The sequence below is a fragment of the Peribacillus sp. NPDC097198 genome, assembly GCF_044762055.1.
GTDB lineage: Bacteria > Bacillota > Bacilli > Bacillales > DSM-1321 > Peribacillus.
This window is the reverse complement of sequence record NZ_JBIWDO010000002.1, coordinates 373,489-390,191: the sequence shown is the minus strand read 5'-3', so window position 1 is coordinate 390,191 and position 16,703 is coordinate 373,489. Positions and strand designations below refer to the sequence as shown.

The 16,703-nt window shown below is 40.5% G+C and carries 22 protein-coding genes and 1 tRNA gene; 10 read left to right on the top strand and 13 right to left on the bottom strand.

Annotated elements, in window-relative coordinates:
- Window positions 1-127 precede the first annotated feature (127 nt).
- Window positions 128-199 (bottom strand) — tRNA-Val (locus ACIQXQ_RS04985).
- Between the two features lie 215 nt (window positions 200-414).
- Here ACIQXQ_RS04985 and ACIQXQ_RS04980 point away from each other — a divergent pair.
- A complete protein-coding gene (locus ACIQXQ_RS04980) occupies window positions 415-636 on the top strand; it encodes a hypothetical protein (RefSeq protein ID WP_402867826.1) in 222 nt (73 codons plus the stop codon).
- Window positions 637-675: 39 nt separating this feature from the next.
- On the opposite strand, the gene ACIQXQ_RS04975 is transcribed toward ACIQXQ_RS04980, so the two are convergent.
- Window positions 676-1,233, bottom strand: a complete 558-nt coding sequence (locus tag ACIQXQ_RS04975) for a phosphatidylglycerophosphatase A family protein (protein ID WP_402867825.1) — start codon at window positions 1,231-1,233, stop codon at window positions 676-678.
- Window positions 1,234-1,408: 175 nt separating this feature from the next.
- Here ACIQXQ_RS04975 and ACIQXQ_RS04970 point away from each other — a divergent pair, with 175 nt between their 5' ends.
- The 5 genes from ACIQXQ_RS04970 (at window position 1,409) to ACIQXQ_RS04950 (ending at window position 4,286) form a co-directional block, all read left to right on the top strand.
- Entirely contained in the window at window positions 1,409-2,131 is a 723-nt protein-coding gene (locus tag ACIQXQ_RS04970; protein ID WP_402867824.1) for an alpha/beta hydrolase, read from the top strand.
- Window positions 2,132-2,209: 78 nt separating this feature from the next.
- Window positions 2,210-2,725 carry a YjcG family protein gene (locus ACIQXQ_RS04965; RefSeq protein ID WP_402867823.1) on the top strand — a complete coding sequence of 172 codons (516 nt, stop codon included), beginning with the start codon at window positions 2,210-2,212 and terminating at the stop codon, window positions 2,723-2,725.
- A 4-nt stretch (window positions 2,726-2,729) separates the two neighbouring features.
- Window positions 2,730-3,158: a GNAT family N-acetyltransferase gene (locus ACIQXQ_RS04960; protein WP_402867822.1), complete on the top strand. Its 429-nt coding sequence runs from the start codon at window positions 2,730-2,732 to the stop codon at window positions 3,156-3,158.
- Window positions 3,159-3,301: 143 nt separating this feature from the next.
- Entirely contained in the window at window positions 3,302-3,565 is a 264-nt protein-coding gene (locus tag ACIQXQ_RS04955; protein WP_402955910.1) for a hypothetical protein, read from the top strand.
- Between the two features lie 229 nt (window positions 3,566-3,794).
- Complete coding sequence (locus ACIQXQ_RS04950; protein ID WP_402955908.1) at window positions 3,795-4,286, top strand: spore coat protein; 492 nt, start codon at window positions 3,795-3,797, stop codon at window positions 4,284-4,286.
- Between the two features lie 54 nt (window positions 4,287-4,340).
- Here the strand turns inward: ACIQXQ_RS04950 and ACIQXQ_RS04945 are convergent, their stop codons facing one another.
- Window positions 4,341-4,637 carry a hypothetical protein gene (locus ACIQXQ_RS04945; protein ID WP_402955906.1) on the bottom strand — a complete coding sequence of 99 codons (297 nt, stop codon included), beginning with the start codon at window positions 4,635-4,637 and terminating at the stop codon, window positions 4,341-4,343.
- Window positions 4,638-4,786: 149 nt separating this feature from the next.
- Between ACIQXQ_RS04945 and ACIQXQ_RS04940 the strand changes: the two genes are divergently transcribed.
- On the top strand, window positions 4,787-7,060 hold the full coding sequence (locus ACIQXQ_RS04940; protein WP_402955904.1) for an ATP-dependent helicase: 2,274 nt from the start codon (window positions 4,787-4,789) through the stop codon (window positions 7,058-7,060).
- A 56-nt stretch (window positions 7,061-7,116) separates the two neighbouring features.
- Here ACIQXQ_RS04940 and spoVIF read toward each other — a convergent pair whose 3' ends face one another.
- From spoVIF to ACIQXQ_RS04895, 9 genes are all read right to left on the bottom strand, one after another.
- Window positions 7,117-7,371, bottom strand: a complete 255-nt coding sequence (gene spoVIF, locus ACIQXQ_RS04935) for a sporulation-specific transcription regulator SpoVIF (RefSeq protein ID WP_402867817.1) — start codon at window positions 7,369-7,371, stop codon at window positions 7,117-7,119.
- Between the two features lie 112 nt (window positions 7,372-7,483).
- Window positions 7,484-7,648, bottom strand: a complete 165-nt coding sequence (locus tag ACIQXQ_RS04930) for a YjcZ family sporulation protein (protein WP_402867816.1) — start codon at window positions 7,646-7,648, stop codon at window positions 7,484-7,486.
- Window positions 7,649-7,754: 106 nt separating this feature from the next.
- Window positions 7,755-8,111 (bottom strand): stage V sporulation protein AE, encoded by a 357-nt coding sequence (gene spoVAE / locus ACIQXQ_RS04925; protein WP_402867815.1) that lies wholly within the window; start codon window positions 8,109-8,111, stop codon window positions 7,755-7,757.
- 16 nt (window positions 8,112-8,127) lie between these two features.
- Window positions 8,128-9,153, bottom strand: a complete 1,026-nt coding sequence (gene spoVAD / locus ACIQXQ_RS04920) for a stage V sporulation protein AD (RefSeq protein ID WP_402867814.1) — start codon at window positions 9,151-9,153, stop codon at window positions 8,128-8,130.
- Window positions 9,154-9,156: 3 nt separating this feature from the next.
- On the bottom strand, window positions 9,157-9,627 hold the full coding sequence (spoVAC, locus tag ACIQXQ_RS04915; RefSeq protein ID WP_402867813.1) for a stage V sporulation protein AC: 471 nt from the start codon (window positions 9,625-9,627) through the stop codon (window positions 9,157-9,159).
- Window positions 9,628-9,646: 19 nt separating this feature from the next.
- Window positions 9,647-10,144: a YhcN/YlaJ family sporulation lipoprotein gene (locus ACIQXQ_RS04910; protein ID WP_402867812.1), complete on the bottom strand. Its 498-nt coding sequence runs from the start codon at window positions 10,142-10,144 to the stop codon at window positions 9,647-9,649.
- A 293-nt stretch (window positions 10,145-10,437) separates the two neighbouring features.
- Window positions 10,438-10,803 (bottom strand): DUF1360 domain-containing protein, encoded by a 366-nt coding sequence (locus ACIQXQ_RS04905; RefSeq protein ID WP_402867811.1) that lies wholly within the window; start codon window positions 10,801-10,803, stop codon window positions 10,438-10,440.
- Window positions 10,804-10,821: 18 nt separating this feature from the next.
- Window positions 10,822-11,397: a hypothetical protein gene (locus ACIQXQ_RS04900; RefSeq protein ID WP_402955902.1), complete on the bottom strand. Its 576-nt coding sequence runs from the start codon at window positions 11,395-11,397 to the stop codon at window positions 10,822-10,824.
- A 10-nt stretch (window positions 11,398-11,407) separates the two neighbouring features.
- Entirely contained in the window at window positions 11,408-11,719 is a 312-nt protein-coding gene (locus ACIQXQ_RS04895) for a hypothetical protein (protein WP_402955900.1), read from the bottom strand.
- Between the two features lie 225 nt (window positions 11,720-11,944).
- On the opposite strand from ACIQXQ_RS04895, the gene ACIQXQ_RS04890 reads away from it, so the two are divergent.
- The 3 genes from ACIQXQ_RS04890 to ACIQXQ_RS04880 are packed head-to-tail and all read left to right on the top strand — an operon-like array spanning window position 11,945 to window position 15,739.
- Window positions 11,945-13,078: a GerAB/ArcD/ProY family transporter gene (locus tag ACIQXQ_RS04890; protein WP_402955898.1), complete on the top strand. Its 1,134-nt coding sequence runs from the start codon at window positions 11,945-11,947 to the stop codon at window positions 13,076-13,078.
- The gene (locus tag ACIQXQ_RS04885) at window positions 13,038-14,561 is read left to right on the top strand and encodes a spore germination protein (protein ID WP_402955896.1); all 1,524 of its coding nucleotides are present in this window, start codon (window positions 13,038-13,040) and stop codon (window positions 14,559-14,561) included. The genes ACIQXQ_RS04890 and ACIQXQ_RS04885 overlap by 41 nt, the downstream gene beginning before the upstream one ends.
- On the top strand, window positions 14,558-15,739 hold the full coding sequence (locus ACIQXQ_RS04880; protein ID WP_402867806.1) for a Ger(x)C family spore germination protein: 1,182 nt from the start codon (window positions 14,558-14,560) through the stop codon (window positions 15,737-15,739). Before ACIQXQ_RS04885 ends, ACIQXQ_RS04880 begins: the two co-directional genes overlap by 4 nt.
- A 116-nt stretch (window positions 15,740-15,855) precedes the next feature.
- On the opposite strand, the gene fabI is transcribed toward ACIQXQ_RS04880, so the two are convergent.
- Window positions 15,856-16,629, bottom strand: a complete 774-nt coding sequence (gene fabI, locus ACIQXQ_RS04875) for an enoyl-ACP reductase FabI (protein ID WP_402867805.1) — start codon at window positions 16,627-16,629, stop codon at window positions 15,856-15,858.
- Window positions 16,630-16,703 lie beyond the last annotated feature (74 nt).

The following is a 16,703-nucleotide window of genomic DNA, read 5'->3' as shown; positions in this document are numbered from 1 at the left end:
AGGAAAGAGGAGCTCATCCCCACCAGTAGAACTCTAAAAAGAATCCTATATGTTTCTCAGGATCATCCAGTAAAACCATAATAAAAAACGGCGAAAACATTGATTGTACAATGCTTACGCCGTTGGATGACCTGTGAGGGATTCGAACCCACGACCCCTTCCCTGTCAAGGAAGTGCTCTCCCACTGAGCTAACAAGTCGTATGTAATAGTTGGCTTGCTCTGTTACTTAAGTACATAATTTATTATAAGTTCTTTTCGACAAAAGTCAACGAATTATTTAAAAAAAGTTTAGCGTTTGCCTTTAAATAAAAGATATGGAACAAGACAAGAACAAACGTTCTTTATTTTCTTGCATAACAAACGCATGTTCGCATATAATATAAACAAGAAAGATAGAAACGGAGGCCAGCGGAATGAAATATATCATTCGGAAACATATGGATGAAAAGGTTCCTTTAGAAATCATTTACCTATCTGAAAATGGAAAGATTACACAGCGCAGAATTGAAGTTCTTGAAGTATATTCAGGTTATATCCGTGCCTTTTGCTTTCTTCGGCGGACAAAACGAACGTTTAAAATAGAAAACATCCTCTCTGCCCGCCTTATTAAGTCCAGGTATGATAGGTCAGGATAATCCCGATTACTACCTAACGCATCATTGATTGTTCCAAACTTATCCGATTAATTCCTCTTCTTCCTGTATATCCTTTTCTTGTTCAGTTAAAGATTCTTCATCATCTCTTAGACGGTGTGCCAATCTTGAGGCAGCGCTTGCTGCAATGCTTGCAACAATATCATCGAGGAAGGTATGCACGACTCCCTCTTGCTTCTTATCCAATTCGTGAATGACGCCTATTTTATTCTTATCCAAATGTCCAAAGGTTGTCACGGCAATGCTTCCATAACCAAGTACGGCACCAAAGGCAATCGTTTCATCCACTCCAAACAGACCTTCATCCGATTCGACAATGGATTGAAGCGGTTCCGATAGCTTCTTTTGTTCTGCCAGTCGATCAAGTTCAACACCAACTAAAATGGCATGTTGAATTTCTCTCTTTAAAAGCACCCTTTCAACACTTCTAATACATTCCTCTAATTTCAAATCAGCTTTATAAGGGAATTGTAGTTCAAAGACAATCTCTGCAATAGCCTCCACACTTACACCACGATCTAGTAATGTTTGTTTAGCCGCTCTTGTAACTTCCCTGCTATGGACGCGTACATCTGCCATTTTATCTGCCTCCCCTTTTTTTGATATCTTTCCATTATACCATTAAACATTCTAAATATTTGGAAAATAAAAGAAAAATCACTTTTCTATATCCTTCAGACAGGAAAAAGAAGGATGGCTATGCTAAAATAACTAAGAACATTATTTTCATTATAAATTCATAGAGGTGCGGTAAATGAGTTTACGCAAAGGCACGATAAAAGAATATATGTTTAGAAGTGAGGCGTTATCTGAGGAATTAGAGCTACTTGTATATTTACCGGCTAATTTTTCACCACTTTATAAATATACGCTTGTCATAGCTCAAGATGGTCGAGATTATTTTCAAATGGGTCGAATAGGTCGTGTGACTGATGAACTTTTAGGAAATGGCGAGATTGAGAATATTATAATCGTCGGCATTCCCTATAAAGATCGGTTTGACCGTAGACGGAAATATCATCCTGATGGTGAACAGCACGAAGCCTACATACGATTTCTGGCCCATGAACTTGTTCCATTTTTAGATGAGGAATTCCCAACCTATCAAATGGGACATGGCCGGGCATTAATGGGGGATTCTCTTGGTGGCACGGTTTCCCTGCTCGCTGCACTTAAATATCCACATACATTCGGTAAATGCATCATGCAGTCTCCGCTTGCCAATGAAGAAGTGATGAATGCTGTCCGTAGTTTTGAGAATCCTCATCTCCTCGAACTGTATCATGTGATTGGAACCGAAGAGACTGACGTTCCCACTACAGATGGGAACCGGGCAAATTTCATAGAACCCAACCGGGAACTGCATCAATTGTTAAAACAAAAAGGATTCCCTTGCTTCTATGAAGAATTTGAAGGGAATCATACGTGGAAGTTTTGGCAGGCAGACTTAAAAAGGGCCCTTCTGGAAATGTTTTAATCTCGGTTAGAATGGTTAAAAAATGCATTTGGACTAGAGTTTTCGAAAAATTAAATTATAATCTTAGGAGGTAACAATATGAAATATGGTGTTGCAATTTTCCCTTCAAAAAAACTTCAAGATTTAGCAAACTCCTACCGGAAACGGTATGACACAAAGTACGCATTCATTCCACCACATCTCACACTTAAACAACCGTTTGAAGCGACTGAAACGGAAATTTCAGCAATCGCAGAACGCTTGAAAGACATTGCACGGAAGTTCCAGCCTTTCTCCTTAAATGTGACGAAAGCGAAATCCTTCCAACCCGTCAGCAACACCATTTATTTTAAAGTGGAGCTGTCAAAGGAACTTGAAGACTTACACGAAATGCTTCATGATGAGAATTTCTTCAAAAATGAAACAGAACATGCTTTCGTTCCACATATAACGATTGCACAAGATCTATCTGATAACGAACATTCGGATGTTTTAGGTCAATTAAGCATGCTTGATGTAAGCCATGAAGAAGATGTCAAAAGAATTCATTTATTGTATCAATTGGAAGATGGAACATGGACTGTATATGAAACATTTCGTTTAGGAGCTGAATAATTTCGTGTTTGTAAAAATTGTTGAAAACGAGCAAGAACGTGGATATGCTTACACCATAAGAAAAAGAGTGTTTGTAGAGGAACAACATGTCCCACTTGAAGAAGAGATTGACCAATATGAAGAAGACTCCACCCACTTTGTTTTATATAACGATGAAGAGCAGCCTATTGGTGCGGGGAGATTTCGAATCATTGACGGGATCGGTAAGGTCCAGCGCATCTGTGTACTCTCTAACTCCCGTAAAACTGGGGCTGGTGCCCTGATCATGAATGCCATTGAAGAATTTGCGATTTCTCATGACATCTCTCAATTGAAGCTCGATGCTCAATTACATGCCATCCCCTTTTACTCGAAATTAGGGTATGAAATCATTTCCGAGGAATTTATGGATGCAGGGATTCCCCATAAAACGATGAAAAAAAAGATTTCCTAATAAAAACGCTGTTCCCTTGGAATTTCCACAGGGGACAGCGTTTTTTTATATATACCATTCTCGTAAAAATCCCTTCCCATTCTATGTCAATATTCACAAATAAACATAGTCTATATATAGAAAGCAAGAAGGAGGGAAATTTTATGAGTAACAATGGATTCAACATGGATGAATCTCAAAAAAGGTTAATGGAACTACTCGTTTCAAGGACTTTGAGAAAGCACGGTGTCAAAAAGGATAAAGTTGATTTGAGTGATAAAGAAAGAAGTCACTTAAAAGAGACCATACAGTTTTTACAGAAACAATCTGAAATGCTTATCAATCAAGAGAAAAGCATTACAGAAAACGATGTGAATCCCGTCACAAATTCTCACCACACTAGTTATTCCGATATCAAAGACAAATAACTAACATTCCTCCTATTCAATTACGCTCTTTTCGGTATGAAGCGCAGACTGGACCTTGCTTCTTTACCATTCATTATGAACACTTCATTCCATGATGCTTCATCCGTTCGCACAAACTCTTCAAAAAAATATTTGAAAATAAACGAATGAATTGATTTATTCGTCCAACCAAATTTACATGCATAGCATATTTTAATAGGGAATTAAACCCTAAGGAGGAAAAAACGACATGAACCAAAATGTATATCATAGCAACAATTGCAATACAACAAAACATTCTGAAAGATCATGGTCGGCTCTAGACAATAACACCAACCATCCCCTAACATCATTCTGTGAAGAATCTGCAAACGAAATTGAACAAGAAGCTAAACAGGATAATTCGCAACTCCAACTATCTGAAGAGCTTGTTTACATTAAAGATTCTTGTAATGTAAGAGTAATCTCTACAGATGTTAAAGCGGCCCTTTCTTTACAGACGGCAATCCAAGCAGCCATCGCTGTCATCGTCAGCATTTCCATTGCAGACTCTGACCAAGCCGACCGCATTACTCAAGAGTTGATTCAATCTTCTAATGTTAAACAAATTACACGTCAAAAAACAATTGTTGAAAACAGCCGTGATATCGAAATTACTACAACCGATGCTCAAATCGCCGTTAACATTCAATTGTTACTACAATTATTATTAGCTCTAATTGTAGAATTAGACGTTCTTTAAGAGTGAACACAAAAAGGACACATAAATGTGTCCTTTTGTATTTCTATTGAAGCTTTAGACCATTTCGTTTACATATCCTCCTTTTCCTGTCATTTCGGCCGTGATTTCCTCTTGGGCCCTCATTAGTAAATGATTCTTATACGCACCTGCTCCAGGTGATCTGTCCTGATTCATATTCGTGACATGGTCAAATTTTTCCGACCGCTTCGTTTCGTCTTCCAGCACTTGGTCAAAACGAATTGGCTGAATGGGTGTCGTTCCATCAACGATTCTTGGCTTTCTCTCCGCTTCTACTGTCCGGTTTGCGTATTGAATGTATTCGAATTGCGTTACTGGCGCTATGTATCCCATCATTAACCCTCCTCACTATATAGGTTCTCTTGTCCTTTACATACCCAATCCAGAATGAAACGAAACATCTTTTCCGGATTCTTTTTTTCTATTTCTCTGGTAAAATGGAGATTGCCGATATTTTTAATAGATTTGAGGTATCCATTTATATGAATCAAGCAAAATCGGGAAATGAAATCGTACATCTACTTACTGTTTCGGCTAGTGAGCTGCAGACACTCTTTGAAAAAGGAAAACGTGATCAGCTCTCTTGTGTCATATGTGATAATCCAGTGAAATTATTCATTGGCATTCATGAAACACCTTACTTTTATCACAGTGACCCTTCACGACCTGCTTGTGAAATGCCAAATCCTATATCAAAACCTGAAACTAAACCTTTAGAATACATGGAACAAAACGGATTCAGAATTCCTAAATCACGTACCATTACCGAAACGAAGACTGTTATCGAACCATTTTTGAAAAGTCGGACCATTACAGGCAATCCTCCCTATTTGGATAAACCTTCCGTCCGCACAGAACTTTTGGACCCTTACTTTCAGGAACTATCTGAAAAAGGGATCATGCTTGATGACGAACAGTTAAAAGCAGTAAAAACGATAGAAGGTCCCGTCCTTGTTTTATCCGGGGCTGGAAGCGGTAAAACCAGAGTATTGACGGTAAGGACTGCCTATATGCTAACTGTAGAAAAAATAAATCCTAAAAGCATTATGCTTGTAACCTTTACAGCGAAATCCGCAAAGGAGATGCAGCAGCGGCTAATCAGCTACCCTTATATGTCCCCTTCCCTCGTCTCTCAAATTGTTAGTGGCACCTTCCACAGCATCTTTTATAAAATCCTGATTTTTCATGAGCCTGCAAAGTGGCAACGGGACTTCCTGTTGAAGTGGAATTGGGAAAAAGAAAAAATATTGAAGCAGGCCGGTCGGGAGTTGGAGCTTGATGAAAAGGAATTTGCCTATGATCAGGCACTTCAGCAAATCGGCCTCTGGAAAAACTCATTGATTTTTCCTGACGATGTCAAACCGAATGATGATTGGGAGAAATCCTGTCTATTCCTTTATAAAAAGTATGAAGCATATAAAGAACAAACAAGTAAATATGATTTCGATGATATGTTGGTAGGTTGCTACGTATTTTTGAAGAGCCACCCTGACTTGTTATTTAAATATCAACAACGGTTCCGCTATTTTTTAGTGGACGAGTTTCAGGATATTAATAAAGTTCAATATGAGTTGATAAAACTCCTTTCAGCGGAAACAAAAAATGTTTGTGCAGTTGGTGATGACGATCAAGCCATCTATTCATTCCGTGGGAGTGATCCAAAATATATCCTGAATTTCAACCATGACTTCCCTGGTTCGCAAGTCGTGAAGTTGACCGAAAATTACCGTTCTTCCCATGAGATTGTTGCTACGGCAAATAGAATGATAAAACGAAATCAGCATCGGATGGATAAATCGATGCGGGCACAACATAATCAAGGCAATCCAGCTGTGTTATTCTATCCGCATGATGAAGAGCTCGAAGCGACGATGATCGTGACCGATATACAAGAAAAAATAGCCAAGGGTGCCAATCCTGGTGACTTCGCCATCCTTTACAGGACCCATACGATGTCGCGTGCCATTTTTGAAAGACTGGCATCTTCCAACCTTCCCTTCGTGATCGAAAAGGATGCGGATTCTTTTTATCAACGGCGGGTCATCCATGGCATGCTTGCATTCATGCGCTTAAGCCTGAACCCTCAGGATAGCAAGGCCGCTTCTGACGTCCTTTCTTCCTTGTTTTTAAAGCAGAGTGTCCTACAGGAGCTAAAAGCCCAGACGATCTTGCAAGATTGTGACTTTATCGATGCTTTTGCTTTTGTAAAAACGGGACATGCCTTTCAAGAACGTAAGTTAAAAGCAATACCGGCACAAATCCGTTCTATAAAGACCATGTCCCCGCTCGTGGCTTTAGAAGTCATCGAGAAGGATTTGGGCTATCAAGAGTATGTAAAGAAAAGGGGAAATGAAGCCAACTTGGAAAAAGGTTCGGATGATATTCGTGATTTGAAAGTAGCGGCTAATCGGTTTCCCACAGTCGCTTCCTTCCTCGACCATGTCGATCATATGACTGCCATGGTTCAGGAAGTGAAACAGCTATCCAAGCACTTTAAAGATGCCATTCAGCTCACGACGATTCACCGCTCTAAAGGCCTTGAATATCAATCTGTTTATATTCTGGCTGCGGTTGATGGCAGCCTTCCCCATGACTTTGCATTGGATTCGTATCGTAAGGGTGAACTTGGTCCTCTTGAAGAGGAAAGGAGATTGCTTTATGTGGCGGCGACCCGGGCCAAAAAGAATCTTTATATCTCTGTCCCGCAAACGAGACGTGGAAGGACGGCCCACCCATCCAGGTTCTTGAATCTTTAAAGATATCCAGGGAAACAGACAGGAGCCTGCAATACTGCAGGCTCCTGTTTCGCTTACTATTTTTTATTCATCATATTGGAAATTGTCCCGAAATCCAGTTTATTTCCCTCAGCAACGATAGAATGTACGATTTTGTCTTCCATTTCCTTGTTGACTGGTTTATTGGCTATTTGAGATACCCTTTTAATTACATTCCTGACAGTCGTTTCATCTTTAAAATTGGCACCCTGTAGTGAGTTTGCCAATTCCATAACATCCTTCATGTTTACACCCGTTTTTCCTTCTATGTTTTTAAACAAATTATTATCCATGCCTAAGCCCCTCCTTTTCTGTATCTATCTTATGGAAGGATGAGGGATATGTGCAAGGTCCATAAAAATCAATAAAAAAAGGAATAGGCAAATACAGCCTATTCCAATTACACTAACAGAAAGAAGCCCCGACAATAACTAATAGGATAAACAATACTACGATCAAAACGAACGTGGATCCAGCGCCAAATCCGCCGCCACCGTATGCTTCGCCTCCATATCCATAGCCATAGCCTTCATTGCAACCACCACATCCGTAGCCACCATAACCAAACATATTACAATCACCTCGCTCTCAAATTGAGCTCACTGATAATATATGTAAGGTGGGACAATATGTATAGGCCATGTCCTAATCGTCATGCCTATTTCTTATGAATGGTTCATCCTTTCGGTTTAAACACCAAAGCACCGATAAATCCAAAGATGATAGCTGCTGAGATACCCGAACTTGTGATTTCAAACATTCCTGTAAGGACACCGACGATTCCATGTTTTTCTGCTTCCAACATGGCTCCGTTCACCAGGGAATTCCCAAAGGAAACAATGGGAATAGTCGCCCCTGCCCCTGCAAAGTCTACAAGCGGTTCATATAACTCGAAGCCTCCCAGTATGGCTCCTATTACAACGAATAAGCTTAGTGTATGTGCCGGGGTTAGCTTAGCCAAATCGAATAAAAGCTGGCCGATTACACAAATCAAGCCTCCGATGACAAAGGCCCAAAAAAACATTGCTAACATCCTAATCTCTCCTTTTTCATGTATTTGTCCCATACTCAATGGCCACCGCATGGGCAATACACGGAATCGATTCTTTTTGCTGATACGTTAACGGTGACAATAATGCCCCTGTTGCAATCAATAATATCCGTTTATATTTCCCCTGACTCATTTCATTTAATAAATGACCGTATAACACGGCTGCGGAACAACCGGCACCACTTCCACCAGCTAAAACAGGCTGATCCTTTTTATAAATGATCAATCCACAGTCTTTGAATTTTTCCTGGTTGATCCTACATCCTTTTTCCTTCAAAAGATCCAACGCCGTGGACCTTCCTATCTGCCCTAAATCACCAGTGACAATCAAGTCATAATGGTCAGGGGTAAGACCCGTGTCTCTGAAATGAGCGATAATCGTATCTACGGCAGCGGGTGCCATTGCCCCCCCCATATTGAAAGGATCCTTCAACCCCATGTCAATGACTCTTCCAATGGTAGCGGAAACAACATGAGGGTATGCCTCCTGCCTCGTACCATTTGGAGTCACCAAAGCTACCCCCGCACCGGTTATCGTCCACTGAGCAGTAGGTGGTTTCTGTCCCCCATACTCTGTTGGATAACGGAATTGTTTTTCGACGGCTGCATTATGACTAGACGCCCCTGTCAGCACATAGTTAGCCCCACCGTAATTGGTGATGAAGGCTGCCAGGGCAAGACCTTCCATCGATGTAGAACAAGCACCGAACAAACCGAAGTACGGAATCCCATTGGTTCTAGCTGCCAGACTGGTGGGTGTAATCTGGTTGATTAAATCCCCTGCCAGAAAAAATTGCACTTGTTCCTTTTCAATTCCCCCTTTTTGCAGGGCAATCTCCACTGATTTTTCCATCAAATGACGATGGGCCTTTTCATACGAATCCTGCTCCATCCACAGGTCGCTGTACAGAATGTCAAAGTCACCCGGAATTTCACCATTTGCTTCAAAAGGTCCGCCCGTTACACCCGTACTTAAAATGATTGGTTTATTAGCGAACGTCCAAGTTTGTCTCCCCTTTAGCATCGATTAACCCCCTATCATCTGAATAATCGTTTTGATTAAAGCCACGACGAAAGCGGAAAATACACCAAATAGAATGACCGATCCCGCCAATTTAAACATATTGGAACCCACACCAAGGACGAATCCTTCCGTACGATGCTCGATGGCCGCTGAGATGACCGCGTTACCGAAGCCAGTAACAGGTACGGCACTACCAGCTCCAGCAAATTGCCCAATCCGGTCATAAAATCCGAAGCCCGTCATTAAAAGAGCAAGAAATACCATGGTTGCAGTGGTTGGGCTCCCGGCCGTCTGCTCCGTGAAATTAAAGAAGTAAATATAGAAATAAGAAATGGCTTGTCCCACTATGCAGAAAATACCGCCTACCAAAAAAGCTTTTAGACAATTGGTCAAGACAGGCCTTTTAATCTCGTGCTTGCCTTGAAGCTGTTTATATTCATCTTGCTGTGGGGTCGTCTTTTCCTTTCCGCTCATACTTTGAAACCTCGCCTTCTTATATTAATTCCTTATGAAGCTCAACTATTTCTTTGAATTTCTTTTTCGCTTTCTTTTCTGGTACATCTTTTTCCTTAAGCAATTCATCCAACCTTACTGACTCCAAAAAGATTTTATAATCGCTGGAAATGATAAATTTATACTTTGGATACTTGTCTTCCAATTTTTTTGTCACGTTTTTATCGATTTTTTTCATATGAAAACGCTGTAGATGCTTTACTTTATAAGCCACGAGGATTTTCTTACCATTTTTGACAACGATCACATCATAAATTTCGTCTTCATCACTTACCATCTCCTTAACTTTCGTAATGAGTCCTTTTTCATCTTCTTCATCTTCTCCGTGAATGATATCCATCGGTTCCGGATTCGTTCGCTTGATTAAAGCCAATCCTTCTGTTTTCCCATCATCTTTACTGCTGCAGCCAGTTAATAGGAGCATAATGACTGCTAGAGACATCCAGCTAACATATAAAATTCTCCGTTTTCTGAACATAGAATCACATCCTAATTTAACGTTCTATTATTATCTTCTTGTTTATCCCATTTTTTATGAATGGTAGGATTAGGAAATAAAAGAAACCCTTCCAAAGAGGAAGGGTTCCGTTTATTTAATAGGCTTTGTTTTTTTTGCTTTTATTACAGCCACAATCTTTTTTAATTTTGACAGGCTGATCTTTTTTGATTGGTTTCGCAGCATACTGCCATGGATTCTGTTTATAATTCATTTGTGACCCTCCTTTATCATCTATACCATACTATATGATAAAAAAGACAAGTTGTACTCCGTCAAATATCCATAATTTTACTGATAATCACTTCAATTATGGAACCGACTGCAGCAACGGCAAGGACCAAGATCAATACTTGCCCCATGAACACATGCTCAAGATAAAGGATGACCAGAAAGAGGCTGGACCACACACCTACACACCAAAAACAACTAAGCAATTGACCAATCCAACCACTCAATCCCTTTTCTTTTGGAACTAGGTAAACTTCAGCCGTCCCATCTTCACCTTTTTCTTCAATTTCTTTAAAGAATGGACGACGCAAAGGTTCGGTTATTTTATCAAAAACGATTAATCGAGTAAGCCTAAATGAAGCTAGACCTAATAGAAGCACGATTGTCAAATCAGACTGCGAGAGAAACATGTATATTTTGCTCCTTCACTAATTGGACTCTTCAATAATAGTAGCATTCATTATATCCGGCAATCTGACGAACCGGATATGGTTCCCCCTTTTGATCTTTACCGACTCCCCCCTCATCCCCATGACTTGAAACCTAACCGTTTCACCATGGATAACTGCTTCACAAACTGGTTTTGGGTATCCTTTATGTTGGGAAAGGCGTGTTATGAGGTCAGTTGTCGAAACCTTCTCCACCTTTTTCTTCCTTTTGGTTTTTTTCTTTTCTGGTTCAAGATCTATAGGAATTTCCTCATTAGTCTCTACGGGCGCATGTTCTTGTTCTGGTTCAGGTACGTATTGGTCCGTTATTTTTTTTATTTCACTCAGTTCCGATTCAATTTCCTTCATTGCCTCGTACACACCGAACTCCTGTTTTATCTTTTCTATTTTTTGAGTCTTTCGGTCATCTTCGACTACTCCAGGCTCTGCTGACACTTCTTTCTTTTTTCTTTTTGTCCGGTAATCACTTTGCATGTTCCCTCTTTGGGCCTTCACTTCTACTTGATCGACATATAGTAAAGGTTTTGATTTTTTATCATTTTTATTTTCTGACATGCAAATCCTCCTAATATTTCAAGATAACCACGGATTGAAGCTGCTCTATATGGTATTTGACGACCTCTTTACCAAAATGATGCCTGATAAAAAGACTGGATTCCTGTTTTTGTTCCAACTTTCCGAATAGAGTGCGGCCATTAATGGTGAACTTACAAACAGGTTTAGGCGCAAAAGCAGGCAGTCTCCCCAATAATTCCAGCAATTCCTCCGTATTATAGGAACCATCTAGTCTCTTACTGGTAGGGTTTATCTGTTTGACCGGAGGCTCACATACTGTTTGCACCCCATTGGTAAAAGACAGACGCTTTTTCACGTCCATAACTTTCCCTCCTTCACTCATTCAACAATGGATTTCAAAGGGGTTCCCACCGATTTTTCACACTACAGGCTTTTATCTGCTCTATGTATCATCTATATGAAGCACTCCGTTTTTTATGCTCGGTAAGTAACCTTCTTCCAAAAAAGGAGAAACGTCCACTATTGGATATTCCGGAATGAAATGGAGATAACTAAACGAAGAATGATAGTAAAGGAGTAAACAAAGATGAGAAAAAACGGGAAAATTTCAACTGTACAACTATCTTTGATCATAATGACTGCTGTCGGTTTAAAGAATCATGTGACAATCCTCCCTCATTTATTACCGGCTGCAAAACGGGATGGGTGGATCACTGTCCTTATTTCCTTTTTTCTCATTGTGGGTTGGTGTGTGCTTTTGTACTTTATTCACAAAGCCACGGCACATGAAAATGTTTTCAAATGGGTCGAAATGAACATTGGCAAGCTGCCTGGGAAGGTACTAGCGATTTCCCTAAGCATGCTCTTCGTCATATTAGCGGCAGTCTCATTGAAAGAGATGGTGGTATGGACCAAGGTATCCTACTTACCGGTTACCCCTCCCTTCATTGAAATCATCCTATTCACGGGATTATGTTTTTTTCTCGCAAATACAAACATACAAACGATCGCCATCGTGAATACCTTCGTATTGACTGCAGTCATTGCATTCGGATTGTTTGTCGCCTTCACCAATATTCAATTCAAGGACTATACACTTTTGAGACCGGTGCTGGAACATGGGTGGAAACCCGTTTTTTCCGGTATCATCTATCCTTTATCCGGATTGATAGAATTGATGGCGCTTCTGTTCATGCAGCAAAAAGTTCATGGACCGTTAAAATATAAGGTGTTTTTCTTCAATGCCTTAATCCTTACTTTACTCATACTGGGACCGCTTATCGGATCGATTACCGAGTTTGGACCGAAGGAAGCTGCCAGACAAAAATATCCTGCATTTGAGCAATGGGGGTTGGTCACATTGGGCCGCTTCATCGAGCACCTTGACTTTCTGTCGATTTATCAATGGTTAACCGGTGCTTTTATAAGGGTCTCCTTTTTACTATTTCTATCCATCGAAGTCCTTTCCATTAAAAAGAAGCGGAATAAAACGATTCTACTCATCATTTTTTCCCTGGTCTTGATCATTTCTAATTTATATAGAATCAGTGATATCGATTTATATTTCATCATTAAAACATTTATCATGCCTGGAACTTTCTATTACTTTTTAGCGGTGTCCATTCTATTGAGCCTTTTCGTTTTTTTCAAAAATCGCCGAAAAAGGAGGACCAAATCCGATGTTCAACAAAAAGGAAAAGCAAGCATCCAAACCGATTAAGCAAGACTCGGTTACCAAAGAGCCTCTTCGTACAGATGAAGAATATTTGAAAGAGGTTTTCCGAAATTCTGAGGATGTTTTTTTTCAAAACGCTTTCTATCGTGATGATGCCCCTGTTAAAGTCACATTAATTGGCTGTGAAGGGTTGATCGACAATGAATTATTGAATAATCTTGTGTTCGAGAGGTTGACTCTTTTTTTCCAGAAATATAAAAAAGGAAAGATTACGGTCGAGGACTTAAAATCCTCCCTTCACCTCCCACAGTTAACAGAATTGACGACAACGGAACAACTATTTGCCGAGATATACTCGGGAAAATTGATCATCCATGTATTAGGTACGAATCGATTATTATCTTCCAATATAGCGAACCGTCCACAACGTAGTCCCGAGGAGACATCAGCTGAAGTTACCATTAAAGGACCTCGGGATAATTTCATAGAGGATTTATCAGTCAATGTCGCTTTGATCAGGAAGCGGATGCGCACCAATTCCTTAAGTGTGAAGCATTTTGAAGTAGGCAGACGTACCTTGACCAAAGTAGCTCTTTTATATATGGATGATATTTCTAATCCCGAGATGGTGGATCAACTTTCCAAGAAAATCGAATCACTTGATGTCGACGGAATTTATAGTGGGAATCAATTCATGGAATTGATCGAGGAAAAACCTGCTATCCTTTTTCCGAGGCATCACTATTCAGGAAAGCCTGATTTTGCGGTACAGTGCCTATTAAAAGGGAGGATATTGTTGCTCATCGATGGGATTGCTTATACCATGATCACTCCTATCAACCTTTTTATTATCTTAAAGACCTCAGAAGATAATGAATATACATCAACCTACGCCACCTTTGAAAGAGGACTTCGTATCTTCGGAATCTTTGTTGCTGCGCTTTTACCGGGTTTTTGGGTTGCCTTAACTACGTTTCATCAAGATCAGCTTCCCTTGATCCTTCTTGCCACTGTCGTTGAATCGAGGCGGGGATTACCGCTTCCCACTGCACTCGAAGCCATAACCATGGTCATCGTATTTGAAATCTTCAAGGAAGCCGGCATGCGCCTTCCAAGTTCGATTGGTCCAACATTAAGTGTCCTCGGCGCCTTAATTATCGGAGATGCTGCAATCCGATCTGGATTGACAAGCCCCGCCATGCTGGTCGTGATTGCAGGCTCAGCGGTAGCCACCTTCACGCTCGTTAACCAATCCATCATAGGGGTCATCAGTTTGGTCCGGCTTCTCTCGATTGCTTCTGCGTCCTTTTTAGGTCTGTTCGCTTTTTTCCTTCTTGCTCTATTTTTATGTGCATACGTGAGTAATATCCGAATATTAGGGGTCCCTTACTTGGAAGTGACCGCTAACTTAAGTCCAACCAATATATTTAAAACCCTTTTTAGAGTTCCCCCCACTTTCGATAAAAGAAGGCCTACCGTCATTGCGCCAAAAGACTCCACGAGGAAAGGGGATGATGAAAAAAAATGAAGTACAAGTTCATCCCATTACTGGTGCTTATCATCTTTCTTTCTGGGTGTTGGGATTCGAATGAACCGGAACGGCTTGTATATGCCCATGGGGTTGGAGTCGATTATAAGGACGGCAAGGTCGTCGTTTACCTTCAAATCATCAACTTACAGGGATTGGCTAAAACCGAAGCGGGTGGCGATCCAAGTTCACAAAATGCGAGTGATGTTGGAACTGGAACCGGGGATACACTGGAAGAAGCCATTTTCGATTTATATCATACGTCAGATCGTCGCATTTATTGGGGTCATCTTTCGTTTGTCATTTTTTCTGATGAAGCCCTTAATGCAGGGGGATTCAAAAAGACAGTGGATTTTCTGGACCGCTATCGTGAAACGCGTTACCGCATTTTCTTTTATATGACCAAGGAATCAGTTAAAGAAGCAATGCTGGTTGCTCCTATCGAAAATATTTCCCTGGCTTTTTCTAAATTAAGCGATCCCGAGGGGAACTATAAGCAAAGCTCATTTATACCACCCATAAACTTGAGGGAACTTATCATTGAAATGGACGAACCAGCTTATTTTGTTTCCATTCCCCGAATGAAAGTGACAAAACAATGGAGCGGCCAGAAAGAAAAAAAGAAAGACTTGCTGTTGGATAGCATTGCAGTCATTTCAGAAAATAAGATTAAAACCATTTTTCCTACTCGTGCTATGAAAGGGGCAAGACTGGTAAATAAGAACTTTGTTCGCGATAGTGTTACACTTTTCCCGGGGACCAGGCAGGACACTTCTGTCATTGTTTACGAAAAAAAGGTTAAAATGAAACCGGTTATAGAGAAGGATGGAAAGGTACGGTTTCACATCAAGATGAAACTTAAATCGAGCATCGAGACGATGAAGGTGGATTCATCACCTAAGGAATATGAAAGAGAATTAAAGCGTATTCTCAAAAAGGAAATCAAATACACCTATAAATATGCAAAAGAAAAGAAAGTCGATCTATTCAGACTTTCTGAAACCCTTTATCGAAAAGACATTAAAAAGTGGAAGGAAATTCAAAAAGACGGAGAAATTCCATTAGAAGATGACACGATTAAATCGATAAAGATCGAAGTGAACCTACAAAATACCGGGAAGGATAAATTGACTCCAATTTTTGAAGACCAAAAGGATAAGGGGCATATGGACCGATAAAAGGTTATCGTTGTCGAAAACATAAGAAAATAAAAAGCCAGAATGCTTATACATGAAAGCATCCTGGCAATATGGGGGCATCAATGACGAGATTGTCTATTGAGGCCCCCTATTCCTCATCCAATAATATGGTAACCTGAATCCACATGGATATTTTCCCCTGTGATTCCGCGTGACATGTCACTGAATAGGAAAACGGCAGTGTCCCCGACTTCCTCCGGAGTAGTTGTACGACGGAGCGGTGCTTCTTCTTCGATTTTCTTCAAGATGGTGTTGAAGTCACGAACGCCTTTGGCGGAAAGGGTGCGAATTGGCCCTGCAGATATGGCATTGACACGAATATTATCCTTACCAAGATCACTTGATAAATACCGTACGTTGGCTTCAAGTGACGCCTTAGCCACACCCATCACATTATAATTCGGCATGACTCTTTCGCCACCAAGATAGGTCATGGTGACAATGCTTCCACCTTCTGGCATGATTTCTTTCGCCGCCTTAGCCACAGCCGTTAACGAGAAGGAACTAATATTGTGTGCAAGCAAGAATCCTTCACGGCTAGTATTGACAAAATCACCATCTAGCTCTTCTTTATTAGCAAATGCCACACAATGAGCGACACCATGAATGACTCCCACCTTCTCCTTAATGGAAGCAAAGCACTTCTCGATATCTTCATCCTTTGTTACATCGCATTGCAGGATGATTGAAGGTTCGCCCTCCAAAGTGGAAGACAACTCCTTGACACTTTTTTCTGTACGTTCTTTCCCATATGTAAAAATCAGCTTGGCACCCGCTTTATGTAAGGAACGGGCCACTCCCCAAGCGATGCTTCTTTTGTTGGCGACACCCATGATGACGAACGTTTTTCCTTCTAATGAAAAAGTCATGTGTATATGATCCTCCTAAAATTAATACAAGTTATTAGTACCTGATACTAATTTCCATTATAACAAATAATAAG

Coding starts and splice junctions, on each gene's coding strand:
- ACIQXQ_RS04895 (WP_402955900.1), bottom strand. CDS start 11,719: ATGGACGTGAAAAAGCGTCTGTCTTTTACCAATGGGGTGCAAACAGTA.
- ACIQXQ_RS04900 (WP_402955902.1), bottom strand. CDS start 11,397: ATGTCAGAAAATAAAAATGATAAAAAATCAAAACCTTTACTATATGTC.
- fabI (WP_402867805.1), bottom strand. CDS start 16,629: ATGACTTTTTCATTAGAAGGAAAAACGTTCGTCATCATGGGTGTCGCC.
- spoVAC (WP_402867813.1), bottom strand. CDS start 9,627: ATGAGCGGAAAGGAAAAGACGACCCCACAGCAAGATGAATATAAACAG.
- ACIQXQ_RS04945 (WP_402955906.1), bottom strand. CDS start 4,637: ATGGGATACATAGCGCCAGTAACGCAATTCGAATACATTCAATACGCA.
- ACIQXQ_RS04910 (WP_402867812.1), bottom strand. CDS start 10,144: ATGTTCAGAAAACGGAGAATTTTATATGTTAGCTGGATGTCTCTAGCA.
- ACIQXQ_RS04890 (WP_402955898.1), top strand. CDS start 11,945: ATGAGAAAAAACGGGAAAATTTCAACTGTACAACTATCTTTGATCATA.
- spoVAD (WP_402867814.1), bottom strand. CDS start 9,153: ATGCTAAAGGGGAGACAAACTTGGACGTTCGCTAATAAACCAATCATT.
- ACIQXQ_RS04885 (WP_402955896.1), top strand. CDS start 13,038: ATGTTCAACAAAAAGGAAAAGCAAGCATCCAAACCGATTAAGCAAGAC.
- ACIQXQ_RS04880 (WP_402867806.1), top strand. CDS start 14,558: ATGAAGTACAAGTTCATCCCATTACTGGTGCTTATCATCTTTCTTTCT.
- ACIQXQ_RS04980 (WP_402867826.1), top strand. CDS start 415: ATGAAATATATCATTCGGAAACATATGGATGAAAAGGTTCCTTTAGAA.
- ACIQXQ_RS04975 (WP_402867825.1), bottom strand. CDS start 1,233: ATGGCAGATGTACGCGTCCATAGCAGGGAAGTTACAAGAGCGGCTAAA.
- spoVIF (WP_402867817.1), bottom strand. CDS start 7,371: ATGGATAATAATTTGTTTAAAAACATAGAAGGAAAAACGGGTGTAAAC.
- ACIQXQ_RS04930 (WP_402867816.1), bottom strand. CDS start 7,648: ATGTTTGGTTATGGTGGCTACGGATGTGGTGGTTGCAATGAAGGCTAT.
- ACIQXQ_RS04955 (WP_402955910.1), top strand. CDS start 3,302: ATGAGTAACAATGGATTCAACATGGATGAATCTCAAAAAAGGTTAATG.
- spoVAE (WP_402867815.1), bottom strand. CDS start 8,111: ATGTTAGCAATGTTTTTTTGGGCCTTTGTCATCGGAGGCTTGATTTGT.
- ACIQXQ_RS04950 (WP_402955908.1), top strand. CDS start 3,795: ATGAACCAAAATGTATATCATAGCAACAATTGCAATACAACAAAACAT.
- ACIQXQ_RS04965 (WP_402867823.1), top strand. CDS start 2,210: ATGAAATATGGTGTTGCAATTTTCCCTTCAAAAAAACTTCAAGATTTA.
- ACIQXQ_RS04970 (WP_402867824.1), top strand. CDS start 1,409: ATGAGTTTACGCAAAGGCACGATAAAAGAATATATGTTTAGAAGTGAG.
- ACIQXQ_RS04940 (WP_402955904.1), top strand. CDS start 4,787: ATGAATCAAGCAAAATCGGGAAATGAAATCGTACATCTACTTACTGTT.
- ACIQXQ_RS04905 (WP_402867811.1), bottom strand. CDS start 10,803: ATGTTTCTCTCGCAGTCTGATTTGACAATCGTGCTTCTATTAGGTCTA.